Raw genomic sequence first — 14,557 nt, 5'->3', positions numbered from 1 at the left:
GATTTAACTAAGGTGTGCAGTTAGTACAGCTCTTCTTCTTGATGCGTGATAATCGTGCAATCAGAGGTGGGGTAAGCCACACAGGTCAGCACATATCCAGCCTCGATCTGATCATCATCCAGGAAAGATTGGTCAGATTGATCAACGGTGCCGTCCTTCAGCTTGCCAGCGCAAGTCGAACAAGCGCCTGCTCTGCAAGAGTAAGGAAGGTCAAGCCCTTGTTCTTCAGCTGCATCAAGAATGTATTCGTCTTCAGGAACCTCAATCGTTGTATTCAGCCCTTCGGCCTCGTTGACTAACGTGACCTTAAAAGTTGCCATGCAGTGGTCCTCTCAATAATGGAAACAGCACTCTAAGCTCATTGGAAGCTGGCTCTGTAGCTCTGTGTATATAAAGACTGCTTCCTGAATCAGCTTTACTCTTGATACTACGGGAAAACAACAGCTTTAGAAACGCCAATCCATCAGTGGGATGAATGGTATTCGTAATAAAAGTACCAGGTTTAATCTAGTTAGCTTATATGACAACCCATTGCACACTGCTTTTGTTGGGATCAATATGGGCTGACTAAGTATCTTACTGCCCTCAAGTCTTGCTTGGAACCTAGGAAATGCGCTTGTTGACGCACCTGAACCCTCTATAAAGTGCGTTGCCAACCCGACCACCGCAAAAACTTTCAACCTTGTTGTAGAAACGCAAAGATTCAGTCGTTTTTTGCATCGCAGTGCATCCAATCGGCCCGGAAAGCCGTATTGAATCTGTAGAATGCCTTGCAAAAGTGAAGAAACCTGCGCAGATCTTGCGATCGTGCAGCAGCAAAGGCACTTAGTTTTGATGCCTCAAGCCAGAGCCCAGAGGCTCAAGACACGCCAATTATCATTCACCATCACAGAAAAAATCATGAGTAAACGCAGAAAGGGTTTTGTCAATCTAATGCTGGGAGTCATGACTTGCTTGCTCCTGGTCGGCATTTCATCACCGTCTATGAGCCAGGGGGTAGCACGTTGGCTCACAGCCCCAGCATCCGTTAGTCCGCGATCGATCAATGTCACCAATCACCTAGAAGCGCAGTTGCAAGAAGCCGAAACGGTACTTCTGGCTCAAGCAGAGGCAGCACCGCCGACAACAGATATGGCTCCATTGCCCACCACCAGTATCACGAGATACGTCGCTGTAATGTCAGGAAATAGCGTTGTGCCCAGCGTAGCTTCGACCACTGCCTTTGGCACAGCAGGAGCGGCTCTTATCGGCAATCGCCTCGTCATTCGGGGTGATTTCAGTGGCTTAACCAGTCCCCTGCGCGACTACGCAACTGATCCCCTGAACCCACCCAACCCCAACATCACGTCAGGCATCCATGTTCACAAAGGCGAACCTTCAAAAAATGGCCCGTTTCAATACGCGCTCATAGTCCAAGGTGGGGCAGATTCACTCAGCGGTCGGTTTATGGGCGAATACACCCTCACAGACGAGCAACTGCAAGCGCTTACGAGCGGCACACTCTACGTAGATCTCCACACCAAGCAAAACCGCGCTGGAGAATTGCGTGGCATCTTCAAAGCTTACTGAGCATTGTCGCTAGCCATAATGCAGAGAAACGGTGTCAGTCCTGTTGGCAATCTCTAGCGGGATTCAGGAGTCAGAAGTCAGGAGTCAGAAGTCAGGAGTCAGACGCGAAAATAGCTACAAATAAGGCTTCCAGTCTTCGATCGCTACTTCATTTCGCTGCAAACCTCTGTATTAAAACAAGTAAACGGTAGAAGACGGCTTGAGTTGTCCTCTACCGTTTACGTTTGATAGCAGGACTATTCAAGACGTGACTCATGCTCGAATCTATGGCTCTTCATTCGCTGCCACTACAGGTCGGTTTAGTAGGTACAGGCTACGCGGCAAAGCTGCGATCGCAAGCATTCCAGGCAGAACCACGCGCGACTCTAGCGGCTGTGGCTGGACACACGCTAGAAACCACTCAGGCTTTTAGCCAAACCTACGGTGCAGAGGCGATCCCAACCTGGCAGGAACTCGTGCAGCGATCGTCTCTCGATCTCATCATCATCGCCACGGTAAATCGGGATCATGGCGCGATCGTCCAAGCTGCCTTAGGCGCAGGGAAGCATGTAATCGTGGAATATCCATTGGCGCTAGAAGTGGCCGAAGCAATGGAGTTGATCGCCTTTGCCAAGGCTCAGAAGAGGCTACTGCACGTCGAACATATTGAGCTATTAGGCAGCATGCATCAAACGCTGAAAGCGTCGTTGTCCGCGATCGGCACTCCGTTTTATGCCCGTTATGCCACCATCAAGCCCGAACGGCCCGCTCCAAAACGCTGGACGTATCAACCAGAATTGTTTGGCTTCCCGCTAATTGGTGCGCTGTCGCGGCTGCATCGGTTGATTGATCTGTTTGGGTCTGTGGCAACGGTTAACTGTCAAGCTCAGTTTAGCGATCGCGCTGACCGGAGTGAGCCCCACAACACGACCTGTTACTGCGCGGCTCAGTTGCGCTTTCAGTCGGGCTTGTTGGCAGAAGTGGTCTATGCCAAAGGGGAAGCCATGTGGCTACCGGAGCGCAAGATGGAAGTGCACGGAGAAACGGGCGCGCTGATTTTTGACGGGGATCAGGGCCTGCTCTTAAAGGCAGAAGGGAGTCAACCGATCGCGCTGGCTACCCGTCAGGGTCTTTTTGCAAAAGATACGGCAATGGTGTTGGATCATCTCATCAACGGCACACCGCTGTATGTCACGCCTGAAGCAAGCCTGTATACGTTGAAGGTGGCAGATGCGGCGCGACGATCAACAGAGACTGGGCAGACGATCGCTCTTGAGTAAGGGACTCTTTAAAGTTGCCGCCTTTCGCGCCTTGCCATTCCAATGCGTTAATAGAATCAAGAAACGTGTGGCCCAGAGACGGACATGGCAAAGAAACCAAAGCTCAGCGAACAGCGCCTTGTACTGGAGAAAATAAGCTGGCAGCAGCTTGAAGCACTGCTTATGGAAATGGGAACCGATCGCACGGCTCGCTTCACCTTTGATCGGGGTCGGCTAGAACTGATGACTCCACTTGAGGAACACGATCGCTGCCACAGGCTGATCGAGTCGCTCATTCTCGTGCTTGCAGAGGTGATGAAGTTGCCCGTAGAAGGCTACAAGGCACTGACACTCAAGCGACCAGACTTGGGCATCGCTGTAGAACCCGATACAGGCTATTACATCCAGCACGAACAGCAGATTCACGGAAAGGTGGCGATCGACCTCGCTCTCGATCCACCACCAGACTTGGTTCTAGACGTTTCCCTCAGCCAGAGCACCTTAGATAGACTCTCGCTCTACGCAAGGTTAGACGTTCCTGAAGTGTGGCGCTATGTCAGCCAACCAGGAGATGATTTTTTGAAGGGGCAGCTACACATTTATAGGCTAGACCAGCAACACTATAGTCACGTCACTCATGGTCTGGCGTTTCCGTTTTTGCCTGCGGGTAGAATTCTCCAGTTTATTGATGAAAGCGATGCGCTAGGGTTGATGACAGCACTACGATCGTTGCGTGCATGGCTGCAAGAGATCAGCATTTGAACTAGCGATCGGCTATAAAAGGTGAACACATGAATGCTGCAACCAAGTTCTTGAGCACGGTGCCTATGCTACCAGCCGTAGACATTGCCGCGACGATCGATTTTTACCAACAGAAGCTCGGCTTTACGACTGATTTTCAGTCTGATGACTATGCTGGTCTGCATCGGGGTAGTGTGCAAATTCACCTGTGGTTATCTAGCGATCGCCAGTTAGCAGAAAACACAAGCTGTCGTATTAACGTCAGCGGCATCGACGCACTTTACGACGAATACCAAACGCAGAACTTAATTCATCCCAATGGTGCGCTCGCCACAAAACATTGGGGCTTGCGTGAGTTTGCCGTTCTGGATCTCAATGGCAATTGTCTTACCTTTGCCGAAGCCCCTCCAGCTAATGGTCGGCGCGATCGGACGGATTGAGTTGGGGAAAGGCAGAAGGTAAAAGGTAGAGGGCAGAGGGCAGAAGGGAGAAGAAGGCAGAGGAGGCAGGGGAAGCAGAGGAGGCAGGGGGGCAGGGGGAGCAATTCGCAACTCAAAACCTCTACGCTGACCGCTGACCGCTGATAGCTGATAGCCAACCGCTGATAGCTGAAATACCGATACAATAAAGCCTGTTCCCTTGGCGCACTTGCTTTATGTCTGCTTCGATCGCGTCCCCGTTCTCGCCTGAAGACATTGCCGCAGAAGGCATTAAGCCAGAGGAGTACGAAGAAATTGTGCGTCGTCTGGGTCGCCATCCCAATAAAGCTGAGCTAGGCATGTTTGGGGTGATGTGGTCGGAACACTGCTGCTATAAAAACTCGCGTCCGTTGCTCAAGCAGTTTCCCACGGAGGGCGATCGCATCCTGGTTGGCCCTGGTGAGAATGCAGGAGTGGTGGATTTGGGGCACGGCTTGCATCTGGCCTTCAAGATTGAATCGCATAACCACCCTTCTGCTGTGGAACCGTTTCAAGGAGCGGCTACGGGGGTTGGCGGCATTTTGCGTGACATTTTTACAATGGGGGCACGCCCGATCGCCCTGCTCAACTCTCTCCGCTTCGGGTCTTTAGAGGATGCCCGGACTCGTCGTCTCTTTAGTGGTGTGGTGTCTGGCATTGCCCACTATGGCAACTGTGTGGGCGTGCCGACCGTTGGCGGCGAAATTTACTTCGATCGCGCTTACTCCGGTAATCCGCTGGTCAACGTGATGGCGTTGGGCTTAATGGAAACCCCCGAAATTGTCGTATCAGGCGCAAAAGGCATCGGTAATCCGGTGCTCTACGTTGGCTCTACAACAGGACGAGATGGTATGGGAGGAGCCAGTTTTGCCAGCGCCGAGTTGAGCGACGCATCAATAGACGATCGACCCGCCGTACAAGTTGGCGATCCCTTTCTCGAAAAATCTCTCATCGAAGCTTGCCTGGAAGCCTTCAAAACGGGTGCTGTCGTTGCAGCGCAAGATATGGGCGCAGCGGGTATTACTTGCTCCACCTCCGAAATGGCGGCTAAGGGCGGAGTGGGTATTGCATTCGATCTCGATAAGATTCCTGTGCGCGAAAGTGGCATGGTGCCCTACGAATATCTGCTGTCAGAATCGCAAGAGCGAATGCTGTTTGTAGCGCACAAAGGACGTGAACAAGAGCTGATCGACATCTTTGAGCGTTGGGGACTGCACGCGGTTGTTGCAGGGACAGTGATTGAGGAGCCGATCGTTCGCATTCTGTTCAAAGGTGAAATCGCGGCTGAAGTCCTTGCCACGGCACTTTCTGACAACACACCGATCTATCATCGTGAACTGTTGGCAGAACCGCCCGACTACGCACAAGAAGCCTGGGCATGGACTCCCGATCGCTTGCCTCCCTGCACACCCAAAGGTATTAACATTCAAGGCAAGCGTCAAACCTGGAATGACATTCTGCTGCAATTGCTGGCAAGTACTACGATCGCCTCTAAGCGCTGGGTGTATCGTCAGTATGATCATCAGGTACAGAATAATACTGTGATGTTGCCTGGTGGTGCTGATGCCGCGATCATCCGTGTCCGACCTCACACCCTACACCCCACACCCCGCACCCTTCCGGGCGTAGCCGCCACCGTTGACTGCAATCCTCGTTACGTTTACCTCCATCCCTATGAAGGTGCAAAAGCGGCTGTGGCAGAGGCAGCGCGTAACTTAAGCTGTGTGAGTGCCGAACCGTTGGCTGTAACAGACAATCTAAACTTTGGCAGTCCCGAAAAGCCAATCGGTTACTGGCAGCTTGCCGAAGCCTGTCGTGGCATCGCCGAAGCTTGTCAGGCATTCAGTACACCCGTTACAGGCGGCAACGTCTCGCTCTACAACGAAACGCTGGACGCAGATGGCAAACCTCAACCCATCTACCCCACACCCGTTGTTGGCATGGTCGGACTCATTCCCGATCTAACAAAAATCTGTGGTCAAGGTTGGCAAACTGAAGGTGACCTAATTTATCTACTTGGAGCATTGGTAGAAAGCGCCGAACCACCCCACCCCACACACCCCACCCTCGGCGGCTCCGAATATCTTGCAGTGGTACATGGCACGATCGCGGGCATGCCACCGATCATCGACTTCGACTTAGAACGTTGCGTACAGGCAGCTTGTCGTGATGGTATTCGACAAGGCTGGATTCGGTCTGCTCATGATTGTGCGGAAGGTGGCTTAGCCGTAGCGCTGGCAGAGTCTTGCTTGAGTGGTCAGCGGGGAGCCACGATCGCGCTTACGCCCATACAACCCTTTCGTCAAACCGCTTCAACCCGTTGGGATCATCTGCTGTTTGCTGAAGGCGGCGCGCGGATTGTCATCTCTGTATCGCCTGATCACGCTGCAAGTTGCGAATCGTATCTAGCAGAGCATCTAGGATCACATTGGGGAAGAATCGGTCAAGTGAATGATGAGCATGCGCCTTTGCAGATCGCGATCGCGGATCATCGTCCTTCAATCGATGTGAGCTTAACAGACATGGGCGATCGCTGGCACCACGCGATCGAGCGTCAGTTAGCCCAGTAGCTCCCAAAGCGGCTGTAACCTTAGATACTTTTGAAGGTTTTAGAGCCAGCTTCATAATTGTTACGATGTAATCGTCAGTTAATGAGAAGATTAAACAAATATTAAGCAATTGTTGCTTGTCTATTCATTACCCGACTTTTTTCGTCAATCCATCCACAGCCAGGAGCTAAACTGCGGCATGACATCTGACCAACTCTTTCCTGTTGACCCGTCCTTTGCTCAGTCTGCGTCGCTCCTGGCTGCGTCAACCCCTTTAGAGAGGCTCGATGCAGACCTATCTAAGGCAGACTCCTCTAAGGCAGACCTGTTGGAGGCAGACAAACCAGAAGAAGCCTGTGGCGTTTTTGGTGTTTACGCGCCAGACCAAGACGTTGCCAAGCTGGCCTATTTTGGGCTGTATGCGCTTCAGCATCGCGGTCAGGAGTCTGCGGGCATTGCAACGTTTGACGGCGATCGCGTTCACTTGCATAAAGAAATGGGGCTGGTGTCCCAGGTCTTTAGCGAAATCATTCTAGGCAAGCTGACGGGAACAATGGCGATCGGACATACCCGTTACTCCACGACAGGCTCCAGTCGCGTGGTGAACGCCCAGCCTGCGGTGGTCGAAACCCGCTTAGGCTATCTGGCACTTGCTCACAACGGCAACCTTGTGAATGCTCCTGATCTGCGTGACGATCTGCTACAAAGCAACTTCACCCTTGTCACCACGACCGACTCGGAAATGATTGCGCTGGCGATCGCTGAAGAAGTCAACAACGGCAAAGGATGGCTAGAAGGGGCAATCAGTGCGCTTCACCGCTGCCAGGGGGCGTTTAGTCTGGCGATCGGCACCCCCACAGGCATGATGGGCGTTCGTGATCCCAACGGCATTCGTCCACTCGTCATCGGCACACTTCCTCAATCCACCCCAACTGAACCACTGCGTTACGTCCTGGCATCGGAAACCTGCGGCTTAGATATCATTGGGGCGGACTATGTGCGCGATGTCGAACCTGGTGAGTTGGTGTGGATTACCGAAGAAGGGCTGGCCTCCTTCCACTGGACAAAGGCGGCGACTCCCAGACTCTGCATCTTCGAGATGATTTATTTTGCCCGTCCCGACAGCGTCATGCAGGCAGAAAGCCTTTATAGCTACCGGATGCGGATCGGTCGTCGTCTGGCAGTCGAATCTCCCACCGATGCCGATATTGTGATTGCGGTGCCAGATTCAGGCATTCCAGCGGCGATCGGCTACTCCCAGGCATCGGGCATCCCCTACGCTGAAGGGCTGATCAAAAATCGCTATGTGGGTCGTACCTTCATTCAGCCCACTCAAATCATGCGCGAATCGGGCATCAAAATGAAGCTCAATCCGCTCAAGGACGTATTGGCTGGTAAGCGCGTAATTATTGTGGATGATTCGATCGTGCGAGGAACCACCAGCCGCAAAATCGTTAAAGCGCTGCGCGATGCCGGAGCCACTGAAGTCCACATGCGCGTCTCTTCACCACCTGTCACCCATCCCTGCTTCTACGGCATCGACACTGACAGTCAAGATCAGCTCATTGCGGCCACCAAATCCGTTGCTGAGATTGCTGACCAGATTGGGGTAGACTCCCTCAGCTACCTGACCTGGGAGGGGATGCTAGAAGAAACACGCCACGACCCTCAAAGCTTCTGCTCTGCCTGCTTTACGGGTGATTATCCTGTACCCGTACCCGAACCTGTGAAGCGATCGAAGCTGAAGTTAGAGACAGTTGCAGCTTTAGAGACGGTAACTACGGTTTAACTCAGCGGTGGTGCAGCAGATTTGGTCAGAGAGGGAGGGGCACGGAGTATCGATTGAAGATGCGATTGATGCGTCTTCACTGTTGCCTTTATGTTTTGCGGTGCTTCCTATTAGGTGCACCTTTCTTGTCTACTCTTTTATTCTCGCTAATCTCGCTTGAAGCTCCCCCTGTCGGATCTGGCCTCACCGCTATTCAATCTCCTGAGCAGTGGATTAGAACGCGTCGCTTTCATACGATGGGGTGCGACGACTGAATACAACCTCTGCCGCGAAATCCTGAACAGTGGATTGGAACGTTGTCGCTTTTATGCCCCTTCAAAACAGGGAATAGCTGAACGCTCATAATCTGATACTGTTGCTTACAAATACTGCTGGAACAACACATTAAAGCTAATTAATGAACTACCCGTTACTATGCCGAGAACTCGTGAACCGTTCGCCAGTCTGCTGCTTTATCACCTATTTAAATGGTCGGTAGTAAGTCCAGGGCTGCATTTTTACTTTCGGGGACGCATTTATGGGGCAGAGCAGGTGCCGCGCGAAGGACCTCTCGTTGTCGTGAGTAATCACGCCAGCGATTTTGATCCACCATTGCTGTCTAGCTGTGTAGGTCGTCCGGTGGCATACATGGCAAAAGAGGAGCTGTTTCAGATCCCTGTGTTGAAGCAGGCGATCGCGCTCTACGGTGCGTATCCTGTAAAGCGAGGTGCGCCCGATCGCAGCGCCCTTCGCGCTGCAACAAGCTTTTTAGAGCAAAACTGGGCAGCAGGCGTCTTTCTCACAGGGACACGCACCCCCGATGGACGAGTGACTGACCCAAAACTGGGTGCCGCTTGGCTTGCTGCTAAGACCCAAGCTCCCTTGCTGCCAGTCAGCCTATGGGGCACTCAAAACATTTATCGTAAAGGGTCTGCTCTGCCCCGCTCAGTGCCGCTCACCATTAGAATTGGTCAAGTCATTGCACCGCCGCAAACGAGCGATCGCGAAACATTAGAAGCTCTAACGCAGCAATGTGCAGATGTGATCAACGCTCTGCATGCTTTGGGACGCTAGGGCTTTAGGTTTAGGGGTCAGGCGTAAACTCTACGCTGATAGCTGATAGCTGGTAGCTGATAACTAAAAACCATTTACACAGCAAAAAGGACTGCCGCATGAGCGACTTAAGAACAGAACTGGCTGAAGCGCTGGCCGAAGCAGAATGGGACTGGCTTGCCCCTCATGCACGTCGGGATTCTCTTATTGTGGTGGAGTCGGGTCTGGATGTAGTGGATGTAGCTGTGGCGATCGCCAATGACGATACAGCGCGAGTCCAGCATTGGATCGAAGAAAACTTGATTCACAAGCCCTCTTCGGCAGAACTGTCAGACTGGAACCTGAACCAATCCAAGCGCTTTAATACGCTCATTGTGCAACCGTATGTCCTTGTACAAGAACCTCAGTGACACATCTTGCCACTGAGGAACGAGACTTAATCAAAGTGTGGTCTTGAGGTACGGGCGCACAGCCGTGCGTCCCCTACAGAACATCTCACTTGTCGAAGTTATTTAATCCGCAATCCTCAGATGAGCCTAAGCTAACGGCTGTAAGCTTTCGTGTAAAGCATTGATAGCTACAATCAGTCCTTATGAGCAACACGCCCAAAACCGAAAAGCAAAAAATGCTGGCAGGGGAACTTTACCTTGCCACTGATGCCGAGTTAACAGCGGAGAGCCAACGAGCATTGCGTCTCTTGCGGCTTTACAACCAAACAACCGAAATGGAACCAGACAAGCGGACTCAAACCCTGCAAGCGCTGTTTGGCTCTGTTGGTGAGAAACCCCAAATCGTACCGCCCTTTCACTGCGACTATGGCAGCCATATTACGGTGGGCGATCGCTTCTACATGAACTATGGCGGCGTCATTCTCGACTGCAACACTGTTCACATTGGCAACGATGTCCTTTGCGCTCCCTATGTTCAAATCTACGCCGCGTATCATCCCACCGATCCCACTGTGCGACTGACAGGGCGTGAACTCGCCGCACCCATTCGTATCGGTAACAACGTCTGGATTGGCGGAGGTGCCATCATTTGCCCTGGCGTGACGATCGGCGACAACACCACGATCGGTGCTGGCAGCGTCGTCACTAACGATATTCCCGCCAATGTTGTAGCAGTGGGCAATCCCTGTCGTGTGCTTCGGGCTGCGGATGCTTCAGCATCCAGTTAGACGGTTAGCTATCAGCGGTCAGCGGAGAAGTTTTGAGTTTTGAGTTGCGAATTGCCCCCTGCTTCCTCTGCCTCCCCTGCCCTTTGTCCTCTTTTACCTTCTACCTCCTGCCTTTTGCCTTCTGCCTTTCTCTCAATGACCATTTTGCTGTTGAATCGCTACCTTCACGATCGGCGTTAACTTCGCCCGCCAAAACCGATTGTCTGGAAAGGCTTGCACTTTGAGCAGTACATCTTGCCAGCGACGCTCACCGATCGCCGCTTGCATCTCTGTAAATGTGGCCTCTGCGGTTTTCCAGTCGCGCTGCCACTGGTTGATGGCCCCTTTAGCGGCTTGAGAGGCATTGCTGCTAGCGGGGATCGTTTGTGCGAGGGCGATCGCGGCGTTAAGATCACCTGCTTGATACTGTTCTGTAGCTTCTGCCAAAAGGCTCATACCGTCATCATGAACGGCGGGTGTACTGGCATTTGCTTGTGCTGCTGGAATACAGCTTGTCACCGTCAGATCTTGATAGACCCAGCCTTCTAGCGGTTGATTAATCCGTAACCAGCCTTCGTTGCGATCGACCACCGCTAAGTGGGTACCATTTCGCACCGTTCCCACAACGTTATCAGGTGCAACAACGGGGCTAGAGCGAACATTCAGCGGTGGCGATGGATCGGTAGCAATGGTGTTGCAAACGCTAGAAGGTACCTTGGATGTACGTAGTGCCTGCAAGCCACTGACCAAAGATGGTTTAAAATGCAGTGTCACAGCACTAATCGCTGCTGCCGTTATAAAAATTGCTGCGCCAAGACCCAGATTTAGAGCAGGCTTATGAGCTGTAGTCATTCTAAGATCCGTCAATTTTGAAAGATGCGACCGATCAAGCAACGTAACGTAGGATCGTGCAGGATGTCATCCACACTAACTGACCAGCCGCCAGTTTGCTTAGGTAGTTTTTCGCTTTTTTTGGGGACAAAAGTTTATTTATTGCTGGCTGTTATGGTCATGACACATGGCTAATTCAATTGGAACCGTTTATCTAGTCGGATCAGGCCCTGGAGATGCAGTGTATCTGACGATGCGGGCACACCAACTGCTGGTCGAAGCAGAAGTCCTGGTATACGACGCACTGGTAGATAGTGACCTGCTACAACTCGTACCAGAAACCTGCCTGCGACTTAACGTGGGTAAGCGAGGTGGCGAACCTAGTATGCCCCAGGTAGAGATTAATACACTACTAGTGCATCATTGTTTGCAAGGGCAGCATGTGGTTAGGCTCAAGAGTGGTGATCCATTTATCTTTGGTCGATGTCAGTCTGAAATTGAAGCCTTAACTGCCGCAAATTGTGCCTTTGAAGTGGTGCCTGGAATCTCTTCAGCGCTGGCAGCACCATTACTGGCTGGCATCCCTTTAACCGATCCTGTTTTAAGTCGATGCTTTACGGTTGTCAGTGGTCATGATCCTGATGGGTTAAACTGGCAAACACTGACGCAAATGGATACGCTAGTCATCTTGATGGGTGGACAGCACTTAGCCAAGCTTTTGCGTCGGCTGCAAGAGCATGGCCGATCGCCTCAAACGCCGATCGCCATCATTCGTTGGGCAAGCCGCGCCAATCAGCAAATTTGGGAAGGAACGCTCTCTACAATCTTGCAAGAAACAGCAACAGAAGCGCTCTCTCCTTGTGTGATGGTCATCGGCGAAGTTGTCAGGCTACGTTCTTATCTTCAACCACCTTCCTCTCCACTGGTTTCGACTGTGCTTACCACCTCAGATTCCACCCCAGATCCAACCGCAGCCCCAGATACACGACCGTTTGCGGGTAAAACCATTCTTGTCACGCGATCGGTCAACCAATCAAGTCCATTCATCGATCGTCTTAACCACGAAGGGGCTACAGTTGTAGAAATGCCTGCCTTAGAAATTGGGCCGCCTTCAAGCTGGCAAGCGTTAGATGAGGCTCTCACACGTCTGGAAGACTTCGATTGGCTGCTTTTGACCTCTGCCAACAGCGTCGAATACTTTTTTGAGCGCTTAGCAACTCAAATCCGTGATCTTCGTGCTCTGGCAGGAATTAAGATCGCCGTGGTGGGCGATAAAACGGCGCAAAAGCTAGAGCAGCGAGGCTTAAAACCCGATTTTGTACCACCAGAGTTCGTAGCTGATTCACTGGCCACCCATTTCCCAGCACCATTAAGTGGCACCCGCATTCTCTTTCCTAGAGTTGAAAGCGGCGGTCGGGATCTACTGGTCAAGGATTTTACGAACCGTGGTGCAAATGTTACCGAGGTGCCTACTTATCAGTCGCTTTGCCCAGCCGCGATCGCTCCAGCCGCTCTAGCCGCACTGCAAGGGCGTACAGTAGACGTGGTTACCTTTGCTAGTGCCAAAACTGTCAAGCACTTTTGCCAGCTTCTAGAACAATCTCAGCCTGACACAACCTGGCAGGCCTGGCTAGAAGGGGTTTGTATTGCGTCGATCGGCCCTCAGACGACAAAAGCTTGTGCTAGCTTACTGGGTCGAGTTGATGCTGAGGCCAAGGAATATACCTTAGAAGGACTGATACAGGCGATCGCGCAATGGTTTGCCGCAAGCAGTGAGAAGGTCTAGAGGCCAACGCTAAACCCACTCCACTGTCAACAACAAAGCACAGCCGCAAGTCAAAAAAGCTTCAATTGAAGAAGATACTTCGTGTCGAAAGGTCAAATCTAACCTTCCGACACAGGGTGATACGTGTTTCTAGGCTCAACCCTAAACAATTTCAACGAGTTCAATATCAAAGGTCAACTCTTCGCCTGCAAGAGGATGATTAGCGTCTAAGGTCACAGAGGCACCTGACACGTCAGTAATGACAACAGGTAAAACCTGCCCATCTTGCTGTTGCAGTTGAAGCTGTTGACCGACCTGAGGCTCAATTTCGGGTGGCATCTGCTGGCGATCGACGACCACCACCATTTCATCCATATGAGGGCCATAAGCATCATCTGTAGGAATAATTTCTGTTTTCGACTCACCCAGACCCATCCCTAAGACGGCTCGCTCAAAGCCAGGAATGATGCTGCCTGAACCAAGCGTAAATTCCAGCGGTTCGCGATTTGCGGATGAATCGAACACGGTACCGTCGTCCAGTTTGCCGGTGTAGTGAACCTTAACTGTATCACCGGATTTTGCTTGTGCCATGCTACGTCTCCTTTGGTTGGTAACCGTACTAGTATGATCCGATCGCATTCAGCTCTCGCGTTACTTAAGCTTGTCTTTCGCTTCAACTTGGTTTTTCGCTTCTGTGCTACACAAGTATTCTTCTCACCATAGCTTTCTTGTCATTGCCACCAAATCACCAAGAAGTTTTAGTTGAAAAAATCAAATTTTATATCTAATGAGAGATGACAATGCACCAGCACTTTCTTGCTCTATTGCATTAAACGCAGCTATGTTTTGGGTTTACTTAAACTAATCAGTCATGCATCATACCTTCTTACTTCGTATTGCCCTCCCTATTTAGGTAGATGAACGACGCTATCAACATACGCCAACGTTAGGTTGTAACCCCATAGTCGCAAGCTTTAACGGAGATTCACATCATGGTAGCAAACGTTAATTCCAAGACGTTGAGTAATTTAGAGTATGATCTGCTGACAGTACTGCAAAGCAAAGCGGAAGCGTCAAAAGTATACGAGACGTACATTCAAGATGCTCAAGCAAGCGATTCTCAACCCTGTGTTCAGCTTTTTCAAAAGCTCCAGCAGTCAGATGCAGAACAAATTCAAGAAATTCGACGTCATTTGCAGGAAGTGATGCAAAACGGAAGAATGTGAGTAGTGGCTTTTGCCTACTTCCAATTCATTTTTAGGTAAATCAAATTAAGCGAAAGAGGGTAAAAGCTTTACTCTCTTTCGCTTTTTTATCAATTAATTTCAGTAACTTATTGGCGTAGCCATGACTCGCGTGAGAAATTGTAAAAAAAAGCAGTCTGCCTACCCGGTGGCAAACTGCTTTATCAGAATGATGATGAGCTTCT

Annotated in this window: 14 protein-coding genes; 11 read left to right on the top strand and 3 right to left on the bottom strand. The window is 51.2% G+C overall.

Going from position 1 to position 14,557, the window contains the following annotated elements; translation table 11 throughout:
* Positions 1-20: 20 nt before the first annotated feature.
* Positions 21-320 carry a ferredoxin gene (locus AC5JLP_RS09665; protein WP_496067723.1) on the bottom strand — a complete coding sequence of 100 codons (300 nt, stop codon included), beginning with the start codon at positions 318-320 and terminating at the stop codon, positions 21-23.
* Positions 321-900: 580 nt separating this feature from the next.
* Here AC5JLP_RS09665 and AC5JLP_RS09660 point away from each other — a divergent pair.
* The 9 genes from AC5JLP_RS09660 (at position 901) to AC5JLP_RS09620 (ending at position 10,553) form a co-directional block, all read left to right on the top strand.
* Complete coding sequence (locus AC5JLP_RS09660; protein ID WP_496067722.1) at positions 901-1,569, top strand: CHRD domain-containing protein; 669 nt, start codon at positions 901-903, stop codon at positions 1,567-1,569.
* A gap of 266 nt (positions 1,570-1,835) precedes the next feature.
* Positions 1,836-2,828 (top strand): Gfo/Idh/MocA family protein, encoded by a 993-nt coding sequence (locus AC5JLP_RS09655; protein ID WP_496067721.1) that lies wholly within the window; start codon positions 1,836-1,838, stop codon positions 2,826-2,828.
* An 84-nt stretch (positions 2,829-2,912) separates the two neighbouring features.
* A complete protein-coding gene (locus AC5JLP_RS09650; RefSeq protein WP_496067720.1) occupies positions 2,913-3,569 on the top strand; it encodes a Uma2 family endonuclease in 657 nt (218 codons plus the stop codon).
* A gap of 29 nt (positions 3,570-3,598) precedes the next feature.
* Positions 3,599-3,988 (top strand): bleomycin resistance protein, encoded by a 390-nt coding sequence (locus AC5JLP_RS09645; protein ID WP_496067719.1) that lies wholly within the window; start codon positions 3,599-3,601, stop codon positions 3,986-3,988.
* Between the two features lie 215 nt (positions 3,989-4,203).
* The gene (gene purL / locus AC5JLP_RS09640) at positions 4,204-6,576 is read left to right on the top strand and encodes a phosphoribosylformylglycinamidine synthase subunit PurL (RefSeq protein ID WP_496067718.1); all 2,373 of its coding nucleotides are present in this window, start codon (positions 4,204-4,206) and stop codon (positions 6,574-6,576) included.
* A gap of 178 nt (positions 6,577-6,754) precedes the next feature.
* Positions 6,755-8,344, top strand: a complete 1,590-nt coding sequence (purF, locus tag AC5JLP_RS09635) for an amidophosphoribosyltransferase (protein ID WP_496067717.1) — start codon at positions 6,755-6,757, stop codon at positions 8,342-8,344.
* A gap of 414 nt (positions 8,345-8,758) precedes the next feature.
* Positions 8,759-9,397 carry a lysophospholipid acyltransferase family protein gene (locus AC5JLP_RS09630; protein WP_496067716.1) on the top strand — a complete coding sequence of 213 codons (639 nt, stop codon included), beginning with the start codon at positions 8,759-8,761 and terminating at the stop codon, positions 9,395-9,397.
* Between the two features lie 98 nt (positions 9,398-9,495).
* Complete coding sequence (locus AC5JLP_RS09625; RefSeq protein WP_496067715.1) at positions 9,496-9,786, top strand: DUF2288 domain-containing protein; 291 nt, start codon at positions 9,496-9,498, stop codon at positions 9,784-9,786.
* Positions 9,787-9,968: 182 nt separating this feature from the next.
* Positions 9,969-10,553: a sugar O-acetyltransferase gene (locus tag AC5JLP_RS09620; protein WP_496067714.1), complete on the top strand. Its 585-nt coding sequence runs from the start codon at positions 9,969-9,971 to the stop codon at positions 10,551-10,553.
* 132 nt (positions 10,554-10,685) lie between these two features.
* Here AC5JLP_RS09620 and AC5JLP_RS09615 read toward each other — a convergent pair whose 3' ends face one another.
* Positions 10,686-11,384 (bottom strand): SH3 domain-containing protein, encoded by a 699-nt coding sequence (locus tag AC5JLP_RS09615; protein WP_496067713.1) that lies wholly within the window; start codon positions 11,382-11,384, stop codon positions 10,686-10,688.
* A gap of 166 nt (positions 11,385-11,550) precedes the next feature.
* Here AC5JLP_RS09615 and cobA point away from each other — a divergent pair, with 166 nt between their 5' ends.
* On the top strand, positions 11,551-13,149 hold the full coding sequence (gene cobA, locus AC5JLP_RS09610) for a uroporphyrinogen-III C-methyltransferase (RefSeq protein ID WP_496067712.1): 1,599 nt from the start codon (positions 11,551-11,553) through the stop codon (positions 13,147-13,149).
* 141 nt (positions 13,150-13,290) lie between these two features.
* On the opposite strand, the gene AC5JLP_RS09605 is transcribed toward cobA, so the two are convergent.
* A complete protein-coding gene (locus AC5JLP_RS09605) occupies positions 13,291-13,719 on the bottom strand; it encodes an FKBP-type peptidyl-prolyl cis-trans isomerase (protein ID WP_496067711.1) in 429 nt (142 codons plus the stop codon).
* Positions 13,720-14,120: 401 nt separating this feature from the next.
* On the opposite strand from AC5JLP_RS09605, the gene AC5JLP_RS09600 reads away from it, so the two are divergent.
* Positions 14,121-14,354: a hypothetical protein gene (locus AC5JLP_RS09600; RefSeq protein ID WP_496067710.1), complete on the top strand. Its 234-nt coding sequence runs from the start codon at positions 14,121-14,123 to the stop codon at positions 14,352-14,354.
* The last annotated feature ends 203 nt before the right edge of the window (positions 14,355-14,557 follow it).

This window comes from Stenomitos rutilans, assembly GCF_059505485.1.
Note: the sequence above shows the minus strand (reverse complement) of the source record. Positions and strands in the feature narration are given on the sequence as shown.

Bases quoted from the DNA above. Each gene is read 5' to 3' on its own strand.
- AC5JLP_RS09615 (WP_496067713.1), bottom strand. From the start codon at position 11,384: ATGACTACAGCTCATAAGCCTGCTCTAAATCTGGGTCTTGGCGCAGCA.
- purL (WP_496067718.1), top strand. From the start codon at position 4,204: ATGTCTGCTTCGATCGCGTCCCCGTTCTCGCCTGAAGACATTGCCGCA.
- AC5JLP_RS09665 (WP_496067723.1), bottom strand. From the start codon at position 320: ATGGCAACTTTTAAGGTCACGTTAGTCAACGAGGCCGAAGGGCTGAAT.
- purF (WP_496067717.1), top strand. From the start codon at position 6,755: ATGACATCTGACCAACTCTTTCCTGTTGACCCGTCCTTTGCTCAGTCT.
- AC5JLP_RS09605 (WP_496067711.1), bottom strand. From the start codon at position 13,719: ATGGCACAAGCAAAATCCGGTGATACAGTTAAGGTTCACTACACCGGC.
- AC5JLP_RS09660 (WP_496067722.1), top strand. From the start codon at position 901: ATGAGTAAACGCAGAAAGGGTTTTGTCAATCTAATGCTGGGAGTCATG.
- AC5JLP_RS09655 (WP_496067721.1), top strand. From the start codon at position 1,836: ATGGCTCTTCATTCGCTGCCACTACAGGTCGGTTTAGTAGGTACAGGC.
- AC5JLP_RS09625 (WP_496067715.1), top strand. From the start codon at position 9,496: ATGAGCGACTTAAGAACAGAACTGGCTGAAGCGCTGGCCGAAGCAGAA.
- AC5JLP_RS09630 (WP_496067716.1), top strand. From the start codon at position 8,759: ATGCCGAGAACTCGTGAACCGTTCGCCAGTCTGCTGCTTTATCACCTA.
- AC5JLP_RS09600 (WP_496067710.1), top strand. From the start codon at position 14,121: ATGGTAGCAAACGTTAATTCCAAGACGTTGAGTAATTTAGAGTATGAT.
- AC5JLP_RS09650 (WP_496067720.1), top strand. From the start codon at position 2,913: ATGGCAAAGAAACCAAAGCTCAGCGAACAGCGCCTTGTACTGGAGAAA.
- AC5JLP_RS09645 (WP_496067719.1), top strand. From the start codon at position 3,599: ATGAATGCTGCAACCAAGTTCTTGAGCACGGTGCCTATGCTACCAGCC.
- AC5JLP_RS09620 (WP_496067714.1), top strand. From the start codon at position 9,969: ATGAGCAACACGCCCAAAACCGAAAAGCAAAAAATGCTGGCAGGGGAA.
- cobA (WP_496067712.1), top strand. From the start codon at position 11,551: ATGGCTAATTCAATTGGAACCGTTTATCTAGTCGGATCAGGCCCTGGA.